The 16,319-nt window shown below is 65.0% G+C and carries 13 protein-coding genes; 6 read left to right on the forward strand and 7 right to left on the reverse strand.

Annotation, left to right across the window (positions count from 1 at the left end; genetic code table 11):
* Positions 1 to 187 precede the first annotated feature (187 nt).
* Together AAFX91_RS27630 and AAFX91_RS27635 are read right to left on the reverse strand one after the other, a co-directional pair.
* Entirely contained in the window at positions 188 to 1,444 is a 1,257-nt protein-coding gene (locus tag AAFX91_RS27630; RefSeq protein WP_394568745.1) for a Spy/CpxP family protein refolding chaperone, read from the reverse strand.
* A 727-nt stretch (positions 1,445 to 2,171) separates the two neighbouring features.
* Positions 2,172 to 2,828, reverse strand: a complete 657-nt coding sequence (locus AAFX91_RS27635; protein WP_207234408.1) for a helix-turn-helix transcriptional regulator — start codon at positions 2,826 to 2,828, stop codon at positions 2,172 to 2,174.
* A 183-nt stretch (positions 2,829 to 3,011) separates the two neighbouring features.
* Here AAFX91_RS27635 and AAFX91_RS27640 point away from each other — a divergent pair, with 183 nt between their 5' ends.
* Entirely contained in the window at positions 3,012 to 3,356 is a 345-nt protein-coding gene (locus tag AAFX91_RS27640) for a DUF952 domain-containing protein (RefSeq protein WP_394568739.1), read from the forward strand.
* Positions 3,353 to 4,450: a quinone-dependent dihydroorotate dehydrogenase gene (locus AAFX91_RS27645; protein ID WP_130577671.1), complete on the forward strand. Its 1,098-nt coding sequence runs from the start codon at positions 3,353 to 3,355 to the stop codon at positions 4,448 to 4,450. Before AAFX91_RS27640 ends, AAFX91_RS27645 begins: the two co-directional genes overlap by 4 nt.
* Positions 4,451 to 4,541: 91 nt before the next feature.
* Here AAFX91_RS27645 and AAFX91_RS27650 read toward each other — a convergent pair whose 3' ends face one another.
* The 5 genes from AAFX91_RS27650 to AAFX91_RS27670 form a co-directional block, all read right to left on the reverse strand.
* A complete protein-coding gene (locus AAFX91_RS27650; protein ID WP_394568740.1) occupies positions 4,542 to 5,879 on the reverse strand; it encodes an MATE family efflux transporter in 1,338 nt (445 codons plus the stop codon).
* 3 nt (positions 5,880 to 5,882) lie between these two features.
* On the reverse strand, positions 5,883 to 6,617 hold the full coding sequence (locus tag AAFX91_RS27655; protein ID WP_130577673.1) for an MBL fold metallo-hydrolase: 735 nt from the start codon (positions 6,615 to 6,617) through the stop codon (positions 5,883 to 5,885).
* Positions 6,618 to 6,635: 18 nt separating this feature from the next.
* A complete protein-coding gene (locus AAFX91_RS27660) occupies positions 6,636 to 6,941 on the reverse strand; it encodes a DUF6460 domain-containing protein (RefSeq protein ID WP_165421018.1) in 306 nt (101 codons plus the stop codon).
* 100 nt (positions 6,942 to 7,041) lie between these two features.
* On the reverse strand, positions 7,042 to 8,694 hold the full coding sequence (locus AAFX91_RS27665) for an ATP-dependent DNA ligase (RefSeq protein WP_394568741.1): 1,653 nt from the start codon (positions 8,692 to 8,694) through the stop codon (positions 7,042 to 7,044).
* Positions 8,691 to 9,731: a ligase-associated DNA damage response exonuclease gene (locus AAFX91_RS27670; RefSeq protein ID WP_394568742.1), complete on the reverse strand. Its 1,041-nt coding sequence runs from the start codon at positions 9,729 to 9,731 to the stop codon at positions 8,691 to 8,693. Before AAFX91_RS27670 ends, AAFX91_RS27665 begins: the two co-directional genes overlap by 4 nt.
* A 135-nt stretch (positions 9,732 to 9,866) precedes the next feature.
* Between AAFX91_RS27670 and AAFX91_RS27675 the strand changes: the two genes are divergently transcribed.
* From AAFX91_RS27675 to pdeM, 4 genes are all read left to right on the forward strand, one after another.
* Positions 9,867 to 10,793 (forward strand): methyltransferase domain-containing protein, encoded by a 927-nt coding sequence (locus tag AAFX91_RS27675; protein ID WP_394568743.1) that lies wholly within the window; start codon positions 9,867 to 9,869, stop codon positions 10,791 to 10,793.
* 241 nt (positions 10,794 to 11,034) lie between these two features.
* Complete coding sequence (locus AAFX91_RS27680; protein WP_394568744.1) at positions 11,035 to 12,261, forward strand: ABC transporter substrate-binding protein; 1,227 nt, start codon at positions 11,035 to 11,037, stop codon at positions 12,259 to 12,261.
* 198 nt (positions 12,262 to 12,459) lie between these two features.
* Positions 12,460 to 15,150 (forward strand): ligase-associated DNA damage response DEXH box helicase, encoded by a 2,691-nt coding sequence (locus AAFX91_RS27685; protein ID WP_394568746.1) that lies wholly within the window; start codon positions 12,460 to 12,462, stop codon positions 15,148 to 15,150.
* Between the two features lie 134 nt (positions 15,151 to 15,284).
* Positions 15,285 to 15,983, forward strand: coding sequence for a ligase-associated DNA damage response endonuclease PdeM (pdeM, locus tag AAFX91_RS27690; protein ID WP_245475755.1), 699 nt, complete (start codon positions 15,285 to 15,287; stop codon positions 15,981 to 15,983).
* Positions 15,984 to 16,319: the final 336 nt, after the last annotated feature.

A 16,319-nucleotide genomic window follows, 5' to 3' on the forward strand; every position in this document is an offset into this window, starting at 1 on the left:
CGCGAAACTACTTCGCCGTCGTCGCCATTGCCGCCACTCTGCTCTGGATAAGGTAACTGTCCACACGGCCTAGCGCACGCTCGCATGTCCAGCCCAGCTATTCCGCTTCTTAACGGACGACTAGCAAATGCGACAGGGGATGCGAAGTGCTGCCTTAGCCGATCAGCGCCGCTTGACGATGGAAAAATCACACCCCCTGCTTCTTCGGCCCGAGCCCCTCGAACTGCGTCTTCTGCTCGTCACTCAGGTACCAATAGAAATCGTCGACCGCGTCGTTCACGCTTCCGATCGCCTCTCGCATCGCTTCCAACCGCGCCTTTGCGGCCTTAAGGCGGGCCGGCGGGGTGAGCGCGTCCTTTGGCGGGCATGCGCTTAAGGCTTCCATGGTGCCAATCGTGGTGTCCTGCACCAATTCGAGCGCGGCGCGCTCGGTATCGTTCAGTTTCAGGCTGGCGGCGATGTCGTCGAGGGGCCATTGCTGGGCGACGAGCTGGCGGTATTGCTTTTCGGCCTGTTGCTCGTCCTGCGGTTCGCGGCTCGCCTGGCAGGCGGCGTCCTGCATCTCCTTCAGCTTCGCGGCCGCAGCGTTAGCGCGGCGGTCGCGTAGGGGCGCGTTGAGCCGCGCCTTCTGCTCATCGCTCAGGAGATCGTAGAACTTTTGGAATGCCGGCTGAACGGCCTCAACTCCGCTCAGCATCGCGTTGACGCGGCTCTGCATGGCCGCGAGCCGTTCCAGCGCGGTGGTTGCGGCCTGTGCTGGACAGGAGGCGCGGATGGTGTCGCCGGCGGAAGTCCAGGCGCTCGCGAGCTCGTCGAAGGCTGTGCGTTGCGCCCCGTTCGCCGCGACCACCCGGCCGATCCGCTCGAGGGCAACGCCGGTCGTCTCGGCGGTGTCGCCGCCACAGAGCTCCTCCTGCACGGAGGGCGCTTTGCGATGCCGCCTCCCGGCGGGGCGCTCGGCCGCAAACGCTGAGAGATCGCTCGCAGCGTAAGGCGAGAAGATCGCGGCGTAGAGATCGCCGTAGCCATAGCCCCAGAAGCCGCTGCCATCACTGAGAAGCGCGTAGTCATAGAGATCGCTATAGGCGAACGGCCAGAACAGCGGACCGACCCAGCCGTATGAACCGTCGGCGTGCTGCCACCAGCCTTGCGCAGCTCGGCCGCCCTGCCAGCCGGCCAGCGCCGCGACGGCAGTGAGCTGCGCGCGCTCACTGGGGCGGATCGACTCGGCGGCGGAGCGAAGATCTTGCGGTCTTAAGGCAGCCATTCGGACGCGGCTGTGGCGCGCCGCCATGCGTGCGCGCCGGAGACCTGCGACCGACAGCATGCCGGCCATCGCGAAGCGCGCGACACCGACGGGGCCGCCAACGCGCAGGCGGAGGCCCGCCTCGGCCGCGCTCGGCAGCGCTCCCAGAACGACCAGGGCAAGGCCGGCCGCAGCCATTCCAAGGCGGGACTTTGGCATGATCTCTCCCTTGGCTTCCCTCCTCAGCGGCCAGGCCGCATCGCGTCACAAATATGACTCGGAGCGAAACCGAAAGTTCCCCCCGCGGTCGTTTTCATTCGGGTGAATCTGCGGTCAGGTGACGATGTCAAACCGCCCTGGTTACATCGTGGCGCATTTTTTAAACGGATATCTTCTTAGAGCGTGATGATTTTTCTTCGAATCATCATCCCGCTCTATCTTTTTGTTTGAGCATGATCTCCGCGCAAACGCTTCGCGTTTGTCGCGAGGGAAAACCGGTATCCACTTTTCCGGATCATGCTCTAGAAATCGCTGATGCATTTTACGCGCGTCGACGCGAGGGACGTTTCATCCAAAATCGATCGCGGACGTCCGTAGTGGCAATGAAAAGCTACGCTGAAGCAGAGAAGTCCAGAGATCACCTTTCGCGAGATTTTTAGGGTTATTCGATTTTCGACTTTTGCAACAATATCCCTTCTATAGCGGCACAAGACGGGAAATCGCCTGATGTCTGGGTCGGGTCATTTGCTACGAGGGCGAGCCACCGGCAGACGCGGCTATGGCCACTATCTCGCCGAAAGCGGAAGCAAATCTAGTGCATTGGCGGATCCGTTACGGATGTGATTCAAGCTTCGAAGTCGTAGCCCTCGAAACCTGGTTCGAGGTATCAAGCATGTGCGGAGCGGTATCTTCGCCCGCGCTGCCCTCACTGCCTCACCCACACGATCCGCGCGATCCAGGCCACATCCTCGGCTGCGAGCGTGCGATCCGGCTCCGCCGGATTGAACGACTGCAATTCGAGCGTCTTTGCCGTGCGGCGTTTGCACTCCTTCACCAGCATCTCACCGTCCTTCGTCCGCAGCACCACGCGGTCACCGCGGCGGATCGGGGTTGAGGGCGACACCAGGATGATGTCGCCCTCGCGGAAAACCGGCCGCAGCGTATCGCCGGAGATTTCGAGCGCGTAGGCGTGCTCGTCCGGGATCGTCGGCAGCGCCACCTCGTCCCAGCCTTTGCCGGTCGGAAAGCCGTTGTCGTCGAAAGCATCGCTTGCCGCCGCCTCGGCGAGGCCGATCAGCGGCACCGAGGGGCCGCCGCGGCCGCCGCCATCGCCGATCAACTGCACGAAGGCGTCGATGGACACATTGGTCGCGGCGAGCGCCTTGGCGACCGATTCGGTCGATGGCCAGCGCTCGCGGCCGTCGGCGGTGATGCGTTTGGACTTGTTGAAGGTCGTGGGGTCCAGCCCGGCGCGCCGGGCAAGCCCGGACGGCGACATTCCGGCGCGCTCCGCAAGCCGGTCCAGCGCGGCCCAGACCTGGCCGTGGGTGAGCAGGCGCGATTGCTTGGGCGGTCTGACCATCGGAATTCCGCCGTTCGGATTTAGGAATTATTGCCGGAACCCGCGGCTTTCCGCAAATGTCCCCAATCGGCCCTGCTGTGGCGCTTGAGTTGCGCCACGGGCGTCGATACGTTCCCTCACTGACCCGACCAGTTTCGGGAAAACCCCAACAGACTCAAGCGACAAGCAGGGGACACCGGAAAGGTGCGCACGATCTATAAAATCAGCCCTGCCTCGGCCTGGCGCGAGGCCGAGCGGGCCGGGGTGTATCGGGGTAGTGCCGACGATCTGCGCGACGGTTTCATCCACTTCTCCACCGCATCCCAACTCGCCGGGACCGCGCGGAAGCACTTTTTCGGTCAGGCCGGCCTGTTCCTGATCGCGGTTGACGCTGATGCACTCGGTGACGCCCTGCGCTGGGAGCCTTCCCGTAACGATGAATTGTTTCCGCATCTCTATGGCGAGCTCGATTTCGGTGCGGTCACCGCGGTCTACGACCTGCCGGCACGCGCCGACGGCACCCATGTGATCCCGGAGCAGCTCCCGTGATCCGCGCCTTCGATGCCGTCTCGCTGCCGCTGCTGCGCTGGCTCGATCCGGAGGACGCCCACCGGCTGGCGATCCAGGGCCTGCGCTTCCTGCCGCCGATCCGCCAGCGGCTGGATGACCCGAAGCTCGCGGTGCGAGCGTTCGGCTTGAATTTTCCCAATCCGATCGGCATGGCCGCGGGCTTCGACAAGAACGCGGAGGCGCCCGATGCGCTGCTCAAGCTCGGCTTCGGCTTTGTCGAGATTGGCTCGGTGACGCCGCTGCCGCAGGCCGGCAATGCCAGGCCGCGGCTGTTCCGGCTCGAGCGGGATGAGGCCGTCATCAACCGCATGGGCTTCAACAATGACGGCGCGGCGGTGGTGCTGCGGCGGCTCGCCAGCCGCGCGCATCTTTCCGGCATCGTCGGCGTCAATGTCGGCGCCAACAAGGATTCGCCTGATCGTACCGCCGACTATGTGAAGCTGATCGAGACCTTTGCGCCGGTCGCGAGCTACTTCACCATCAACGTGTCCTCGCCGAACACGCCGGGCTTGCGCAATCTGCAGCAATCGGCGGCGCTCGACGACCTCCTGGCACGGGTCATCGATACCCGCGAGCGGGTGCGGAAGAATGCCGGCGACTCGCCGGTGCTCTTGAAGATCGCGCCGGATCTGAGCCTCGCCGAGCTCGACGACGTCGTCCACATTGCGCGCTCGCGGCGCGTCGACGGCATGATCGTCGCCAACACCACGCTGGCGCGGCCCTCGATCTTGCGCGAGCAGGCCCGCGCGAAAGAGCAGGGCGGTCTCTCAGGCCGGCCGCTGTTCCGCCTGTCGACGCGGATGGTGGCGGAGACCTACGTGCGCGCGGAGGGTGCGTTTCCTCTGATCGGCGTCGGCGGCATCGATTCCGGCGGCGCCGCGCTGACAAAAATCCGCGCCGGCGCCAGCCTGATCCAGCTTTACTCCGCGCTGGTCTATAAGGGCCTCGGTCTCGTCGACGACATCAAGCGCGATCTCTCCTCGACGCTCCTGCGCACCGGCCGCGACTCGCTGTCCGAAATCGTCGGCGCTGATGCCGCGACCATCACGGCCGAGGACTGGCCGGTGCGGTAGAGTCTTCGTAGCCCGGATGGAGCGAAGCGCAATCCGGGAAGCCGCTCTCCGCAACACTGAAGGCCCCGGATTGCGCTGCGCTCCATCCGGGCTACGGCATCTCCGGCTTGAGAAATGACGCCCTGAACAGCGCCAGATAGCGCAGCGCTTCCAATCCGCCGCGCGCGGCGTAGTGCACCAGCAGCGCGGTCCACAGCCCGGCATTGCCGAAGGGGCGCAGCAGGAACCAAGCGGCGAGGAAGATCACGAGCGACAGCACCATCAGATTGCGCATGTCGCGCGCCCAGGTCGCGCCGATATAGACGCCGTCATAGGCGAAGGCGAACACCGCCAGCAGCGGCGACAGGATCACGAACAGCAGGAACGCGCGTGCAGCCTGCCGCACCTCCGTGTTCGCGGTCATGATATCGATCAGCGCCGGCCCGAACAGCGCGAACGCCGCCATCACCGCGAGCGCGAACACAAAGCCCCAGACAATGACCAGCCGGACCGCACCGGCAAACGCATAGCGGTCGCGCGCGCCATAGGCGCGGCCGCAAAGCTGCTCGGCGGCATTGGCGAGGCCGTCGAGGAAGAAGGCGCTGACCAGCAGGAAATTGTTCAACACCGCATTCGCCGCCAGCGTGACGTCGCCGGCGCGGGCGCCTTGCGCGGTGAAGAACAAAAACGCCGTGATCAGCGCTGCGGTGCGGATCATGATGTCGCGGTTGACCGCGAGCATCCGCATCAGTTTTTCGCGCGCAAACAGCGTGCCGGGCGGGATGTCGAGCTGTCCGCCGGTGAGATGCCGCGCGATGAGGATGCCGAGCACCAGCCCGGCCGCTTCCGCGATCACAGCGGCGACCGCCGCGCCGGCGATGCCGAGATTGAACACCAGCACCAGCAGCATGGTCGCCGCCATGTTGACGACGTTGATCGCGATCTGCGTCGACAGCGCCAACGTCGCCCGCGCCTGGCCGATCAGCCAGCCGAGCACGACGTAATTGGCGAGCGCGAGCGGCGCCGACCAGATGCGGATCAGGAAATAGGTCTTCGCGGCTGCCGTCACGCCCTCGCTGCCGCCCATCGCGCTGAGCAGGATCGCCGAGAGCGGCACCTGCAGCACGATCAGCGCGGCGCCGATGACTGCCGCGACGATGAAGCCGCGCACCAGGATCGCACGCAGTTCCTGCGTCTCGCCGGCGCCGAGCGACTGGGCGGTGAAGGCGACCGTGCTCATGCGCAGGAATGCGAACAGCCAGAACATGCAGTCGAACAGCACGGAGGCCATCGCGACCCCACCGAGCAGCGCCGCGTCATCCAATCGTCCGATCGCGGTGGTGGAGACGATCCCGATCAGCGGCGTCGTCAGGTTCGCGATCATCGCGGGACCCGCGATGGCGAACACCTGCCTGCTCGTGACCTCGGCGGATGGGTTTGGTGCGTGCATCTGCTAGAACACCACCACCATGCCGTCGCTGGCAGTGGTGTAGGGCAGCTCGTCCACGCGGCCGAGCATATCATCGCTCATATGGGTCAGCACCAGCCGCTTGGCGCCGATCTCGGGCAGATGCGATTCCAGCGTCGTCAGGCTGAGATGGTTCTTGACGATCTTGTCGTAGGTATAGGCTTCCGCGATGAACAGGTCGGCGTTGCGCGCCGCCGGGATCAGCGCCTCCGTCCATTCGGTGTCGGCGCTGTAGGCGATGACGCGGCCCTCGGCCTCGATGCGAAGGCTAAGGAACGGCCCGCCGGATTCGCCGTGCACCACCGGATAGGGCGTCACCTTCACCGCGCCGAAGCTGCGGCTTTGTTCCGGCACCAGCGGTACGACGGAGAGATCGAAGCGCTGCTTTGTCTTCGACGAATGCTCGAACAGCGCTTCCATCACCTGTGGCAGCCGCGTCTCGATACCCTCAGGCCCCGCGATCACAAGCGGCCGGCTGCGTCGCGAGAACTGCGCATCGAGCAGGAAGAACGGCAGGCCGGCGAAATGATCGCCGTGGAAATGCGTGATCAGGATCAGATCGATCTCATCGCGCGCGATCTCGAGCCGCTTCATGGCCGGCAGCGAGGACGCGCCGCAATCGATCAGGAAATTGACGCTTCTGCCGGTGACGTGGAAGCAGGTGTTCGCGCGGCCGCCGGAGCCGAAGGCGTCACCGCAGCCGACAAATCGCAGTTGCATCGCCCCGGTCCGCGACAGCTAGCGGCCGCGCGGCGTGCCGAACAGCCGCGACAACAGCCAGACCGGGATCACGATCACGGCGCCAAGCAGGAAATAGCGCCACAGCCAGTTGATGGTGTCGAACCCCAGGTCCCACAGCCGCTGGAACAGCAGGCGGATGCTGTGGATGATGTTCCAGGGATCGAATCCAACAGCCGCGAGCACCACGCCGACCAGGATCGACAAGAGGATCAGCCGGAAGGCGACCGACAGCGGCGAGCCGCCGAGAAAGCGGTACAAACCGTCATTCTGGCTGGCCGGCAAGTCACGGACGTCGTCAGGCATTGCTGTCTCCTCGCGGGTCTGCATCCGCATTATAGGCAAGGCGGAGCACATGGGGAACCCGCGCCGCGCCGTCAATGCTTATCATACATGCCTGGAACCTTTAATTTGCCGTCACACTCTTCAGCATCCGCTCCAGCGTCTCCAGCCGGTCGGCCTCGCGCGGCGGCTTGTCCCAGCGCAATCGGTTGATGCGCGGAAAGCGCATCGCGACGCCGGATTTGTGACGTGGTGAGCGCTGCAGACCCTCGAACGCGACTTCCAGCACCAGCCCCTGGTCCGGCTCGTGCACGACGTGGCGGACGGGTCCGAATTTCTCGGTGGTGTTGCGGCGGACGAAGCGGTCGATCTGCAACAATTCCTCATCTGTAAAGCCGAAATAGGCCTTGCCGACCGGCACCAGCTCGTCGCCAGCATCGCCATTGGTCCAGACGCCGAAGGTATAATCAGAATAATAGGACGAGCGCTTGCCGTGGCCGCGCTGCGCATACATCAGGACCGCGTCGATGATGTGCGGATCGCGCTTCCACTTCCACCATTGCCCCTTCGGCCGGCCCGGCAGATAGGGCGCATCGCGCCGTTTCAGCATCACGCCCTCGACCGCTTCCGCATCGAGCCCCGCGCCGGCGCCGGCCGGATCAGCGCGCGCCGCGGTCAGCGCGGGCCAATCGGCGAAGGGGACGGTCGGCGACAGGTCGATGCGCGGATCGGCGAGCTTCTTGATGAAGCTTTCCAGATGCGCGCGGCGTTCCTCGAACGGCAGTTCGCGCAGATCGTTCTCGTCGTCGCCGAGCAGATCATAGGCGCGCAGATGGATCGGATAATCCTTGATCAGTTTCGGCGACACGACTTTGCGGTTCAGCCGCTGCTGCAGCACGTTGAAGGTCTGCACCCGCCCGTCGCGCAGCACCAGCAGCTCGCCATCGATCGCGCCAGGCAGATGCAGCGAGGGCAGCAAATCCGGAAAGCTCTTGGTGATGTCTTCGCCGGTCCGCGAATAGAGCCGCGCCTGCAAGTGCCCGCGCTCGTCGCGGCCGGAGACCGCCTGCACGCGGATGCCGTCCCATTTCCATTCGGCGATGAAATCGGCCGGATCGAGACTGGCGAAATCCGCATCCTCGATCGCATGCGCCAGCATCACCGGGCGGAACGGCGCCGGGTCGCGGTTGACAGGTTTTTCGGCCCGGCCCTCCAGCCAGGCGAACAGATCGAGATAGGGCGGCGCCAGCCCCGGCCACATCAATTCGATCTCGTGCGGGTCTTTCTCGCCAAGTGCCGCGGCCGCGGTCTTCGCCAGCCGCGCCGAAATCCCGATCCGCATCGCGCCGGTGACGAGTTTTAGCAGCGCCCAGCGCCCGGTCTCGTCGAGCTCGTCCAGCCAGCGCGCGAGCTGCGCCGGCAGCTCGGTCTTGCCGAGCGTGCGCAGCCTTGTGACGACTTCGGTCAGCGTCGGCGGCGGCGGATTGTTGTGGCCTGCCAGCGCCAGCTTCGGCCACATCAGCGCCACCGTCTCTGAGAGATCGCCGACATAATCGTAGGAGAATCCGAACAGCACCGGATCGGTCCGCTCCATGATCAGATCGCGGATCAATCCCGGTTTTGCATGTTTGAACGACAGCGCGCCGGTCAGCGCCGCCAGCGCATAGCCGCGGTCGGGGTCTTCGGTGTCGCGCAAATAGGCTGTCAGCAGTTTCAGCTTGTTGTTGCGGCCGGGCTCATAGGCGAGGCGGTCCAGGAGTTCGGCGAAACGGTTCATGTCCCGTTTTCCTCGCCCTCGATCACGACTTCGGTTTCCTCCTCATCGCCATAACCGACGAGATCGAGCGGCCGCGCGGCCAGCCCGCGTGACCTACACCAATGCACCAGCGCGTCTTCCTGGCCGTGCGTCACCCACACCTCGCCGGCGCCGGTGGCCCCGATCGTCGCAGTCAAGCCGTCCCAGTCGGCATGGTCTGAGATCACCAACGGCAGTTCGACGCCGCGCTGCCGCGCGCGGGCGCGCACCCGCATCCAGCCCGAGGCAAACGCGGTTACGGGATCGGGAAAGCGCCGGGTCCAGATGTCGGAGGTCGCCGTCGGCGGCGCCAGCGTGATGGTGCCGGCAAGCTCGGCCTTCTTCATGCCGCGGACGGGGCGGAGATCGCCGAGCGCAATCCCGCGGCTCTCGTAATACCGCGTGATCTTCTCCATCGCGCCATGCAGATAGATCGGCGCGTCATAGCCGGCCTCGCGGAGCAGCGCGATCACGCGCTGCGCCTTGCCGAGCGAATAGGCGCCGACCAGATGCGCGCGCTCCGGAAACAGCGCCACCGATGCCAATAGCTTCTTCACCTCGTCCGCCGCATTGCCGTGCCGGAACACCGGCAAGCCGAAGGTCGCCTCCGTGATGAAGACATCGCAGGGCACGATCTCGAACGGCGCGCAGGTCGGGTCGCGCGCATCCTTGTAGTCGCCGGAGGCGACGATGCAGAGATCCTTGCAGGAGACCGCGATCTGCGCCGAGCCCAGCACATGGCCGGCGGGATGCAATTTCACCTTGATGTCGCCGAGCCTGATCTCCTCGCCGTAACGAACCGCCTGTGTGGAGCCGGCAAAATTGTCGCCATAGCGCAGCCGCATCATGTCGAGCGTCTCCTGGGTGGCCAGCACCGCGCCATGGCCGGCTCGCGCATGGTCGGAATGGCCATGGGTGATGATCGCGCGCTCGACCGGGCGGACCGGATCGATATGGAAGCCACCCGGCTTGCAGCAGAGACCGGCGGCAACTGGCATCAGGATGTCTTGGGGACGCATGCCGCCTATATAGGCAGTATGGCCGCGATGTTTAGCTACCCATGCGCCTCTTGACCCGCGCTTCCATCTCCTGGAAAAAGCGTTGTTTTCGGTGCCGGGTCCGAGCCCGGCCATGACGATATGGTTCCTTGACGTATGCCTAGACGTCTCTTCCTGCCCTCCGGCGATCTCGTTGCCGACCGCCGCTATGGATTCGCGCGCGACCTGCAAATGCGGGGCGATCTCGCCGCCGCCGCCGACCTGCTCGAGCAGGCGATCGAGCTCGCACCGCATTTCGTCTCCGCCTGGTTCGTGCTCGGCGAGATCCGACAAAAGCTCGGCGAACGCGAGGCGGCGATCGCAGCTTTCCGCCGGGCCCGCGATGGCGATCCACAGGACCATCACGGCGCCAGCCTGCATCTGATGCAGCTCGGCGCGGAAGGACTGTCCGACATGCCGAAGGCCTATGTGCAGGCGTTGTTCGATCAATACGCGCCGCGCTTCGACGAGGCTTTGCTGCACGATCTCGGCTATCGCGGCCCGTCGCTATTGCTCAAGGCGGTGCTCTCGGCGCGCGCCGTCGCGAAGAAGCCGGCCTTTTTCAAGCGCGGCATCGATCTCGGCTGCGGCACCGGGCTCGGGGCGGCAGCCTTTGCCAAGAACGTCGATCGCTTCATCGGCATCGACCTGTCGCCGGGCATGATCGAGCAGGCGCGCGCCACGGGCCTCTATGCCAATCTCGAGGTCCAGGACATGCTGAACGGCCTGCGCGACAAGGATGACGCCAGCGCCGACCTCATCCTCGCGGCCGACGCCATGGTCTATGTCTGCGATCTCGCGCCTGTGCTGGCCGAGGCTGGACGTGTGCTCGCGCCCGGTGGCGTCGTCGCCTTCACCGCCGAGACGCATGAAGGTGAAGGCGTCGTGATCGGCGACGGGCTGCGGTATGCGCACGGCGCGTCCTACATCGGCGCAGCAATCGAGGCCGCAGGCCTGAACTTATCCGCGCTGCAGCCCGCCTCCACCCGCAACGAAGGCAAGGTGCCCGTCCCCAGCCTGGTGGTTGTCGCGCGCAAGACGTAAGTGCCGTAGCCCGGGTGAAGCGAAGCGTAACCCGGGACGGCTCGCAGACGCGGAGGCAGATGCCCCGGGTTGCGCTGCGCTCCACCCGGGCTACGGCATCGGACAAAACTTGAGTCTAGATGCTATCTTTTCCGCGCAGCGGAACTGCTCAAGCGGCATTGCGTCGCAAAGGCAAAAGTTCGGTATTGCCGAGCCAAGCGGAATGTTGATCATTGTTGTCGTCTAGGGAGAGACAACAACAATGAAAAAGCAAACCAGGCGAGAGTTCTGCGCCACCGCCATCAGTGCGTTCGCCGCATCCACCTTGCCCGCGCCCTATGTCTGGGCCGCCGAGAAGAAATATGATCCGGGCGCAAGCGACAGCGAGATCAAGCTCGGCCAGACCGTGCCGCATTCCGGCCCCGGCTCGCTGTACGGCGTGCTCGGGCGCGTCGGCGAAGCCTATTTCCAGATGCTGAACGAGAAGGGCGGCATCAACGGGCGCAAGGTCAAATTCTTGACCATGGACGATGCCTATAGCGCGCCGAAATGCGTCGAGGCCACGCGTCGGCTGGTGGAGCAGGAGGAAGTGCTCGCGCTCTATGGTTCGCTCGGCACCGCGCCGCAGACCGCCGTGCACAAATATCTCAATTCCAAGGGCGTGCCGCAGTTGCTGCTCAACACCGGCGCGTCGAAATGGAATGACCCGAAGAATTTCAAGTGGACCATGGCCGGTCTGCCGCTCTACCCGACCGAAGCGCGCATCCTGGCCAAGCACGTCGTGGCCGTGAAGCCGGACGCGAAAGTTGGCATCCTCTATCAGAACGACGATTTTGGCCGCGATTTCCTGGGGCCGTTCAAGAAGGTGTTGGCGGATGCCGGCGGCAAGGCGCAGGTGATCATGGAGCAGACCTATGATCTCACCGATCCGACCGTCGACTCGCAGCTCATCAATCTCTCGAAATCGGGCGCCGACGTCTTCTACAACATCACCACTGGCAAGGCGACGTCGCAGTCGATCCGCAAGGTCGCCGAGCTTGGCTGGAAGCCGCTGCATTTGCTCTCGGCGGGCTCGACCGGCCGCTCGATCCTCAACGCCGCAGGGCTGGAGAACGCCACCGGCATCGTCGCGATCCGCTACGCCAAGGAGGTCGGCGTGCCGCGCTTCGAGAAGGATCCGGACGTGCTCGCCTTCGAGGAATTGCGGAAGAAATATCTGCCCAATGTCGACCCCGATAACACCATCGCGTTCGCCGGCTATGGCCAGGTCGCAACCATGGCCGAAATCCTGCGCCGCTGCGGCGACGATCTCACTCGTGCCAATGTGCTGAAGCACGCCACCACGCTCGCCGGCTTCCACTCGCCCTATTTCCTCGACGGCGTCAATTTCAGCTACACGCCCGAGGACTACACGCCGATGAAGACACTCTACATCTCGATCTTCAACGGCAAGGACTGGGACCTCTCCGACAAGCCCGTGACGGAGTAGGGCGGGGAACTCCTTCATCTCCCTCTCCCCGCCCTTCGCGGGGAGAGGGTTGGGGTGAGGGGCTCTCTCCGCGCAGGCGGTGAGAGACGCGTGTGCGGAGAGAGCCCCTCACCCGGATTGCTTCGCAATCCGACCTCTCCCCGCGGAAGGGCGGGGCGAGGTGAGGAGAGCGCCCCTCGACGAAGCGTCCTCGAGGGCATAGCTCTACCCTGTGCCAGTCCTGACCCAGCCCGTGGCCTCCGCTTCCAGAAATGGTTCGCGGCCCGCGGCTGGTCGCCGCGCGAGCATCAGCTCGCGCTGTTGGCGAAAGCGCGCGAAAATCGCTCTGCGCTGCTGATCGCGCCCACAGGCGCTGGCAAGACGCTGGCAGGATTCCTGCCGACGCTCGTGGAACTGAGCGCTGGTGCTCACCTCCCCCTGAAAGGGGGAGGTCGGCGCGTGCAACGCGACGGGTGGGGGTCAGCCACGAGCACGGAGCAAGCGGCGGACCCCCACCCCAGCCCTCCCCCTTTCAGGGGGAGGGAGCTCAAACAGCTCGCAAGTGAAGAGAGCGCAAGACCGAACCTCATCTCCACCGGCCGCAGCGTTCGTCGCACCGGCCGCCTCCACACCCTCTACATCTCCCCGCTGAAGGCGCTCGCGGTCGACATCGCGCGCAATCTGGAAGCGCCGGTCGCCGAGATGGGACTGCCCATCAAGATCGAGACCCGCACCGGTGATACGCCGGTGTCGCGCCGACAGCGGCAGCGGCGTTATCCGCCGGATATCCTGCTCACCACGCCCGAGCAGCTCGCGCTGTTATTGTCATCCGACGACGCGCCGTTCCTGTTCTCCTCGCTGAAGCGCATCGTGCTCGACGAATTGCACGCGCTGGTGACCTCCAAGCGCGGCGACTTGCTCTCGCTTGGGCTGGCGCGGCTGTGGCGGCTCGCACCGGACATGCGCGCGATCGGCCTGTCGGCGACGGTCGCCGAGCCCGAACAACTCGCGCGCTTCCTGGTGCCGCAGCAACCGGCCGTGCAAATCGCCGCCGATGTCGTCACCGCCGGCGGCGCCGCGCCGCCGATCGTCGAGATGCTGGATACGCGCGAGCGCCTGCCCTGGGCCGGCCACACCGCGCGCCATGCGCTCGGCGAGATCTATGAACTGATCAAGCAGAACAAGACCACGCTGGTGTTCGTCAACACGCGCAGCCAGGCCGAGATGCTGTTCCAGGATCTCTGGCGGATGAACGATGACGGGCTCGCGATTGCGCTGCATCACGGCTCGCTCGACGTCGCGCAGCGCCGCAAGGTCGAGGATGCGATGGCGGCCGGCCGGCTGCGCGGCGTGGTCTGTACGTCCTCGCTCGATCTCGGCGTCGACTGGGGCGACGTCGACCTCGTCATCAATATCGGTGCGCCCAAGGGCTCGTCGCGATTGATGCAGCGCATCGGCCGCGCCAATCACCGTTTCGACGAAGCCTCGCGTGCCGTGCTGGTGCCGGCCAACCGCTTCGAGGTCCTGGAATGCCGTGTCGCGATCGATGCGATCGCCGAGAATGCGCAGGACACGCCGCCGCTGCGATCAGGCGCGCTCGACGTGCTGGCGCAGCATGTGCTCGGCTGCGCCTGCGGCGAGCCGTTCCTTGCCGACGAATTGTATGAGGAGGTGCTGACGTCGGCGCCGTACGCGTCGCTGACGCGGGCCGATTTCGACGACATCGTCGATTTCGTCGCCACCGGCGGCTATGCGCTGAAGACCTATGAACGCTTCGCGCGCATCAAGCAGGACAAGCAGGGCCGCTGGCGCGTCGCCAATCCCCGGGTGCGGCAGAGCTACCGTCTCAACGTCGGCACCATCGTCGAGGAAACCATGCTGAAGGTTCGGCTGGTGCGCTCGCGCGCCGGCGGCACCGGCTCGACTGGCGCGCTTGGCCGAGGCGGCCGCGTGCTGGGAGAGATCGAGGAAGTCTTCATCGAGGGCCTCGTGCCCGGCGACACTTTTGTCTTCGGTGGCGAGGTGGTGCGCTACGAGGCGCTGGTCGAAGACCAGGTCTATGTCTCTCGCGCCAATGACAAGGATGCCAAGGTGCCGTCCTATATGGGCGGCAAATTCCCGCTCTCCACCTATCTCGCCGAGCGCGTGCGCAAACTGCTCGACGATCGCCGTGCGTGGAATGCGCTGCCGGATCAGGTCCACGAATGGCTGTCGCTGCAGAAGGATTTTTCCCGTGTGCCCGCGGTGCGCGAGCTGCTGGTCGAAACCTTTCCGCGCGGCAACAAGCATTACCTGGTCTGCTATCCCTTCGAGGGGCGGCTCGCGCACCAGACGCTCGGCATGCTCCTGACGCGGCGGATGGAGCGCGCCCGCACCCGGCCGCTCGGCTTCATGGCCAATGAATATGCGCTCGCGATCTGGGGATTAGGCGACCTCTCTTACCTGATCCGGCACGGCCAGCTTGATCTCAACGCGCTGTTCAATCCCGACATGCTCGGCGACGATCTCGAAGCATGGCTCGCCGAATCAGCGTTGATGAAGCGCACCTTCCGCAATTGCGCCATCATCTCAGGGCTAATCGCGCGTCGCCATACCGGTGAGGAGAAATCGCGCCGCCAAGTACTGTTCTCGACCGACCTTGTCTATGACGTCCTGCGCAAGCATCAGGCCGATCATGTCCTGTTGCGCGCGGCGCGTGCCGATGCCGCAACTGGCCTGCTCGATCTGCGCCGGCTCGGCGACATGCTCGTGCGCATCCAGGGGCGAATCACTCATCGGGAACTGGAGCATGTTTCGCCGCTCGCAGTCCCGGTGATGCTGGAAATCGGCCGCGAGTCAGTTTATGGCGAAGCATCCGACGCGCTATTGGCGGAAGCCGCCGACGAGCTCGTGAAAGAGGCGATGTCATGAGACATCGTAGCAATGGAAATGAATTTTCGGGGCGTATCCCTCTCCACACCGTCATGCCCGGGCTTGTCCCGGGCATCCATGTCCTTTGCTTCAGCGTGTGTGGAAAGGCGTGGATGGCCGGGACGAGCCCGGCCATGACGGAGCAAGTGGCTCTTACTGCCGACCCTCCAAGTACTTTCGAGGTCGCCGGCGTTTCGTTCGCCGCCGATCTCTCCGGCGCTTTGTTCTGGGAAGAGCAGCGCCTGCTCGTCGTCTCCGACCTGCACCTGGAAAAAGGTTCGAGCTTCGCCACACGCGGCGTGCTGCTCCCGCCTTACGACACCGCGGCGACCCTGGGCGGCCTTGCCGCCGTCGTTGCCCGGCATGACCCGCGCATGGTGATTGCGCTCGGCGACAGTTTTCATGACCGGCGCGCGCATGAGCGGATGAGCGCGCAGGATCGCGACGCCATCACCGCGCTGCAGACGCGGCGTGAGTGGATCTGGATATCGGGCAATCACGATCCGGCCCTGCCGTCCGATCTCGGCGGCATGGTCGCTACCGAAGTCGCGATCGGCCGGATCAGATTCCGCCATGAGCCGACCGGCGCCATCGGCGAGATCGCCGGCCATTTGCATCCCAAGGCCCGCGTCTCGACCCGCGGCCGCGCAGTCGAACGCCGCTGCTTCGCCAGCGACGGCGAACGCGCCGTGATGCCCGCCTTCGGCGCCTACGCCGGCGGCCTCAGCATCCGCGACGCCGCGTTTGCAAAACTGTTCGGTACGCCGGCCTTCACCGCGCACCTTCTCGGCGACACCAAGCTGCACACCATCGCCGCTTCCCGCTGTTATTGATTGCTGCCACAAGCGCCGTCCTCATCCCGAGGAGCCGCGCAAGCGGCGTCTCGAGGGATGGGCCACGGGCTCCTCACTCTCCGTCATTCCGGGGCGCGCGCAGCGCGAGCCCGGAATCCATTTGTCCACTTGCGCAAGCGGTAAAATGGATTCCGGGCTCATCGCTTCGCGATGCCCCGGAATGACGGAGGAGAAAATTCGCCAGCGATTCCAACGTGATTTGGTCCGTCCAGCCCTCGTACAAAAAACATTCCGCTTCCGCCGTCGGGCAAATCAGTGATTTAACTCCGCGCGTCTCACCCGAATGAGGGGCGGCTCGCGATCGTCACGAACGTT

It is taken from the genome of Bradyrhizobium sp. 31Argb (assembly GCF_043638955.1).
GTDB lineage: Bacteria > Pseudomonadota > Alphaproteobacteria > Rhizobiales > Xanthobacteraceae > Bradyrhizobium.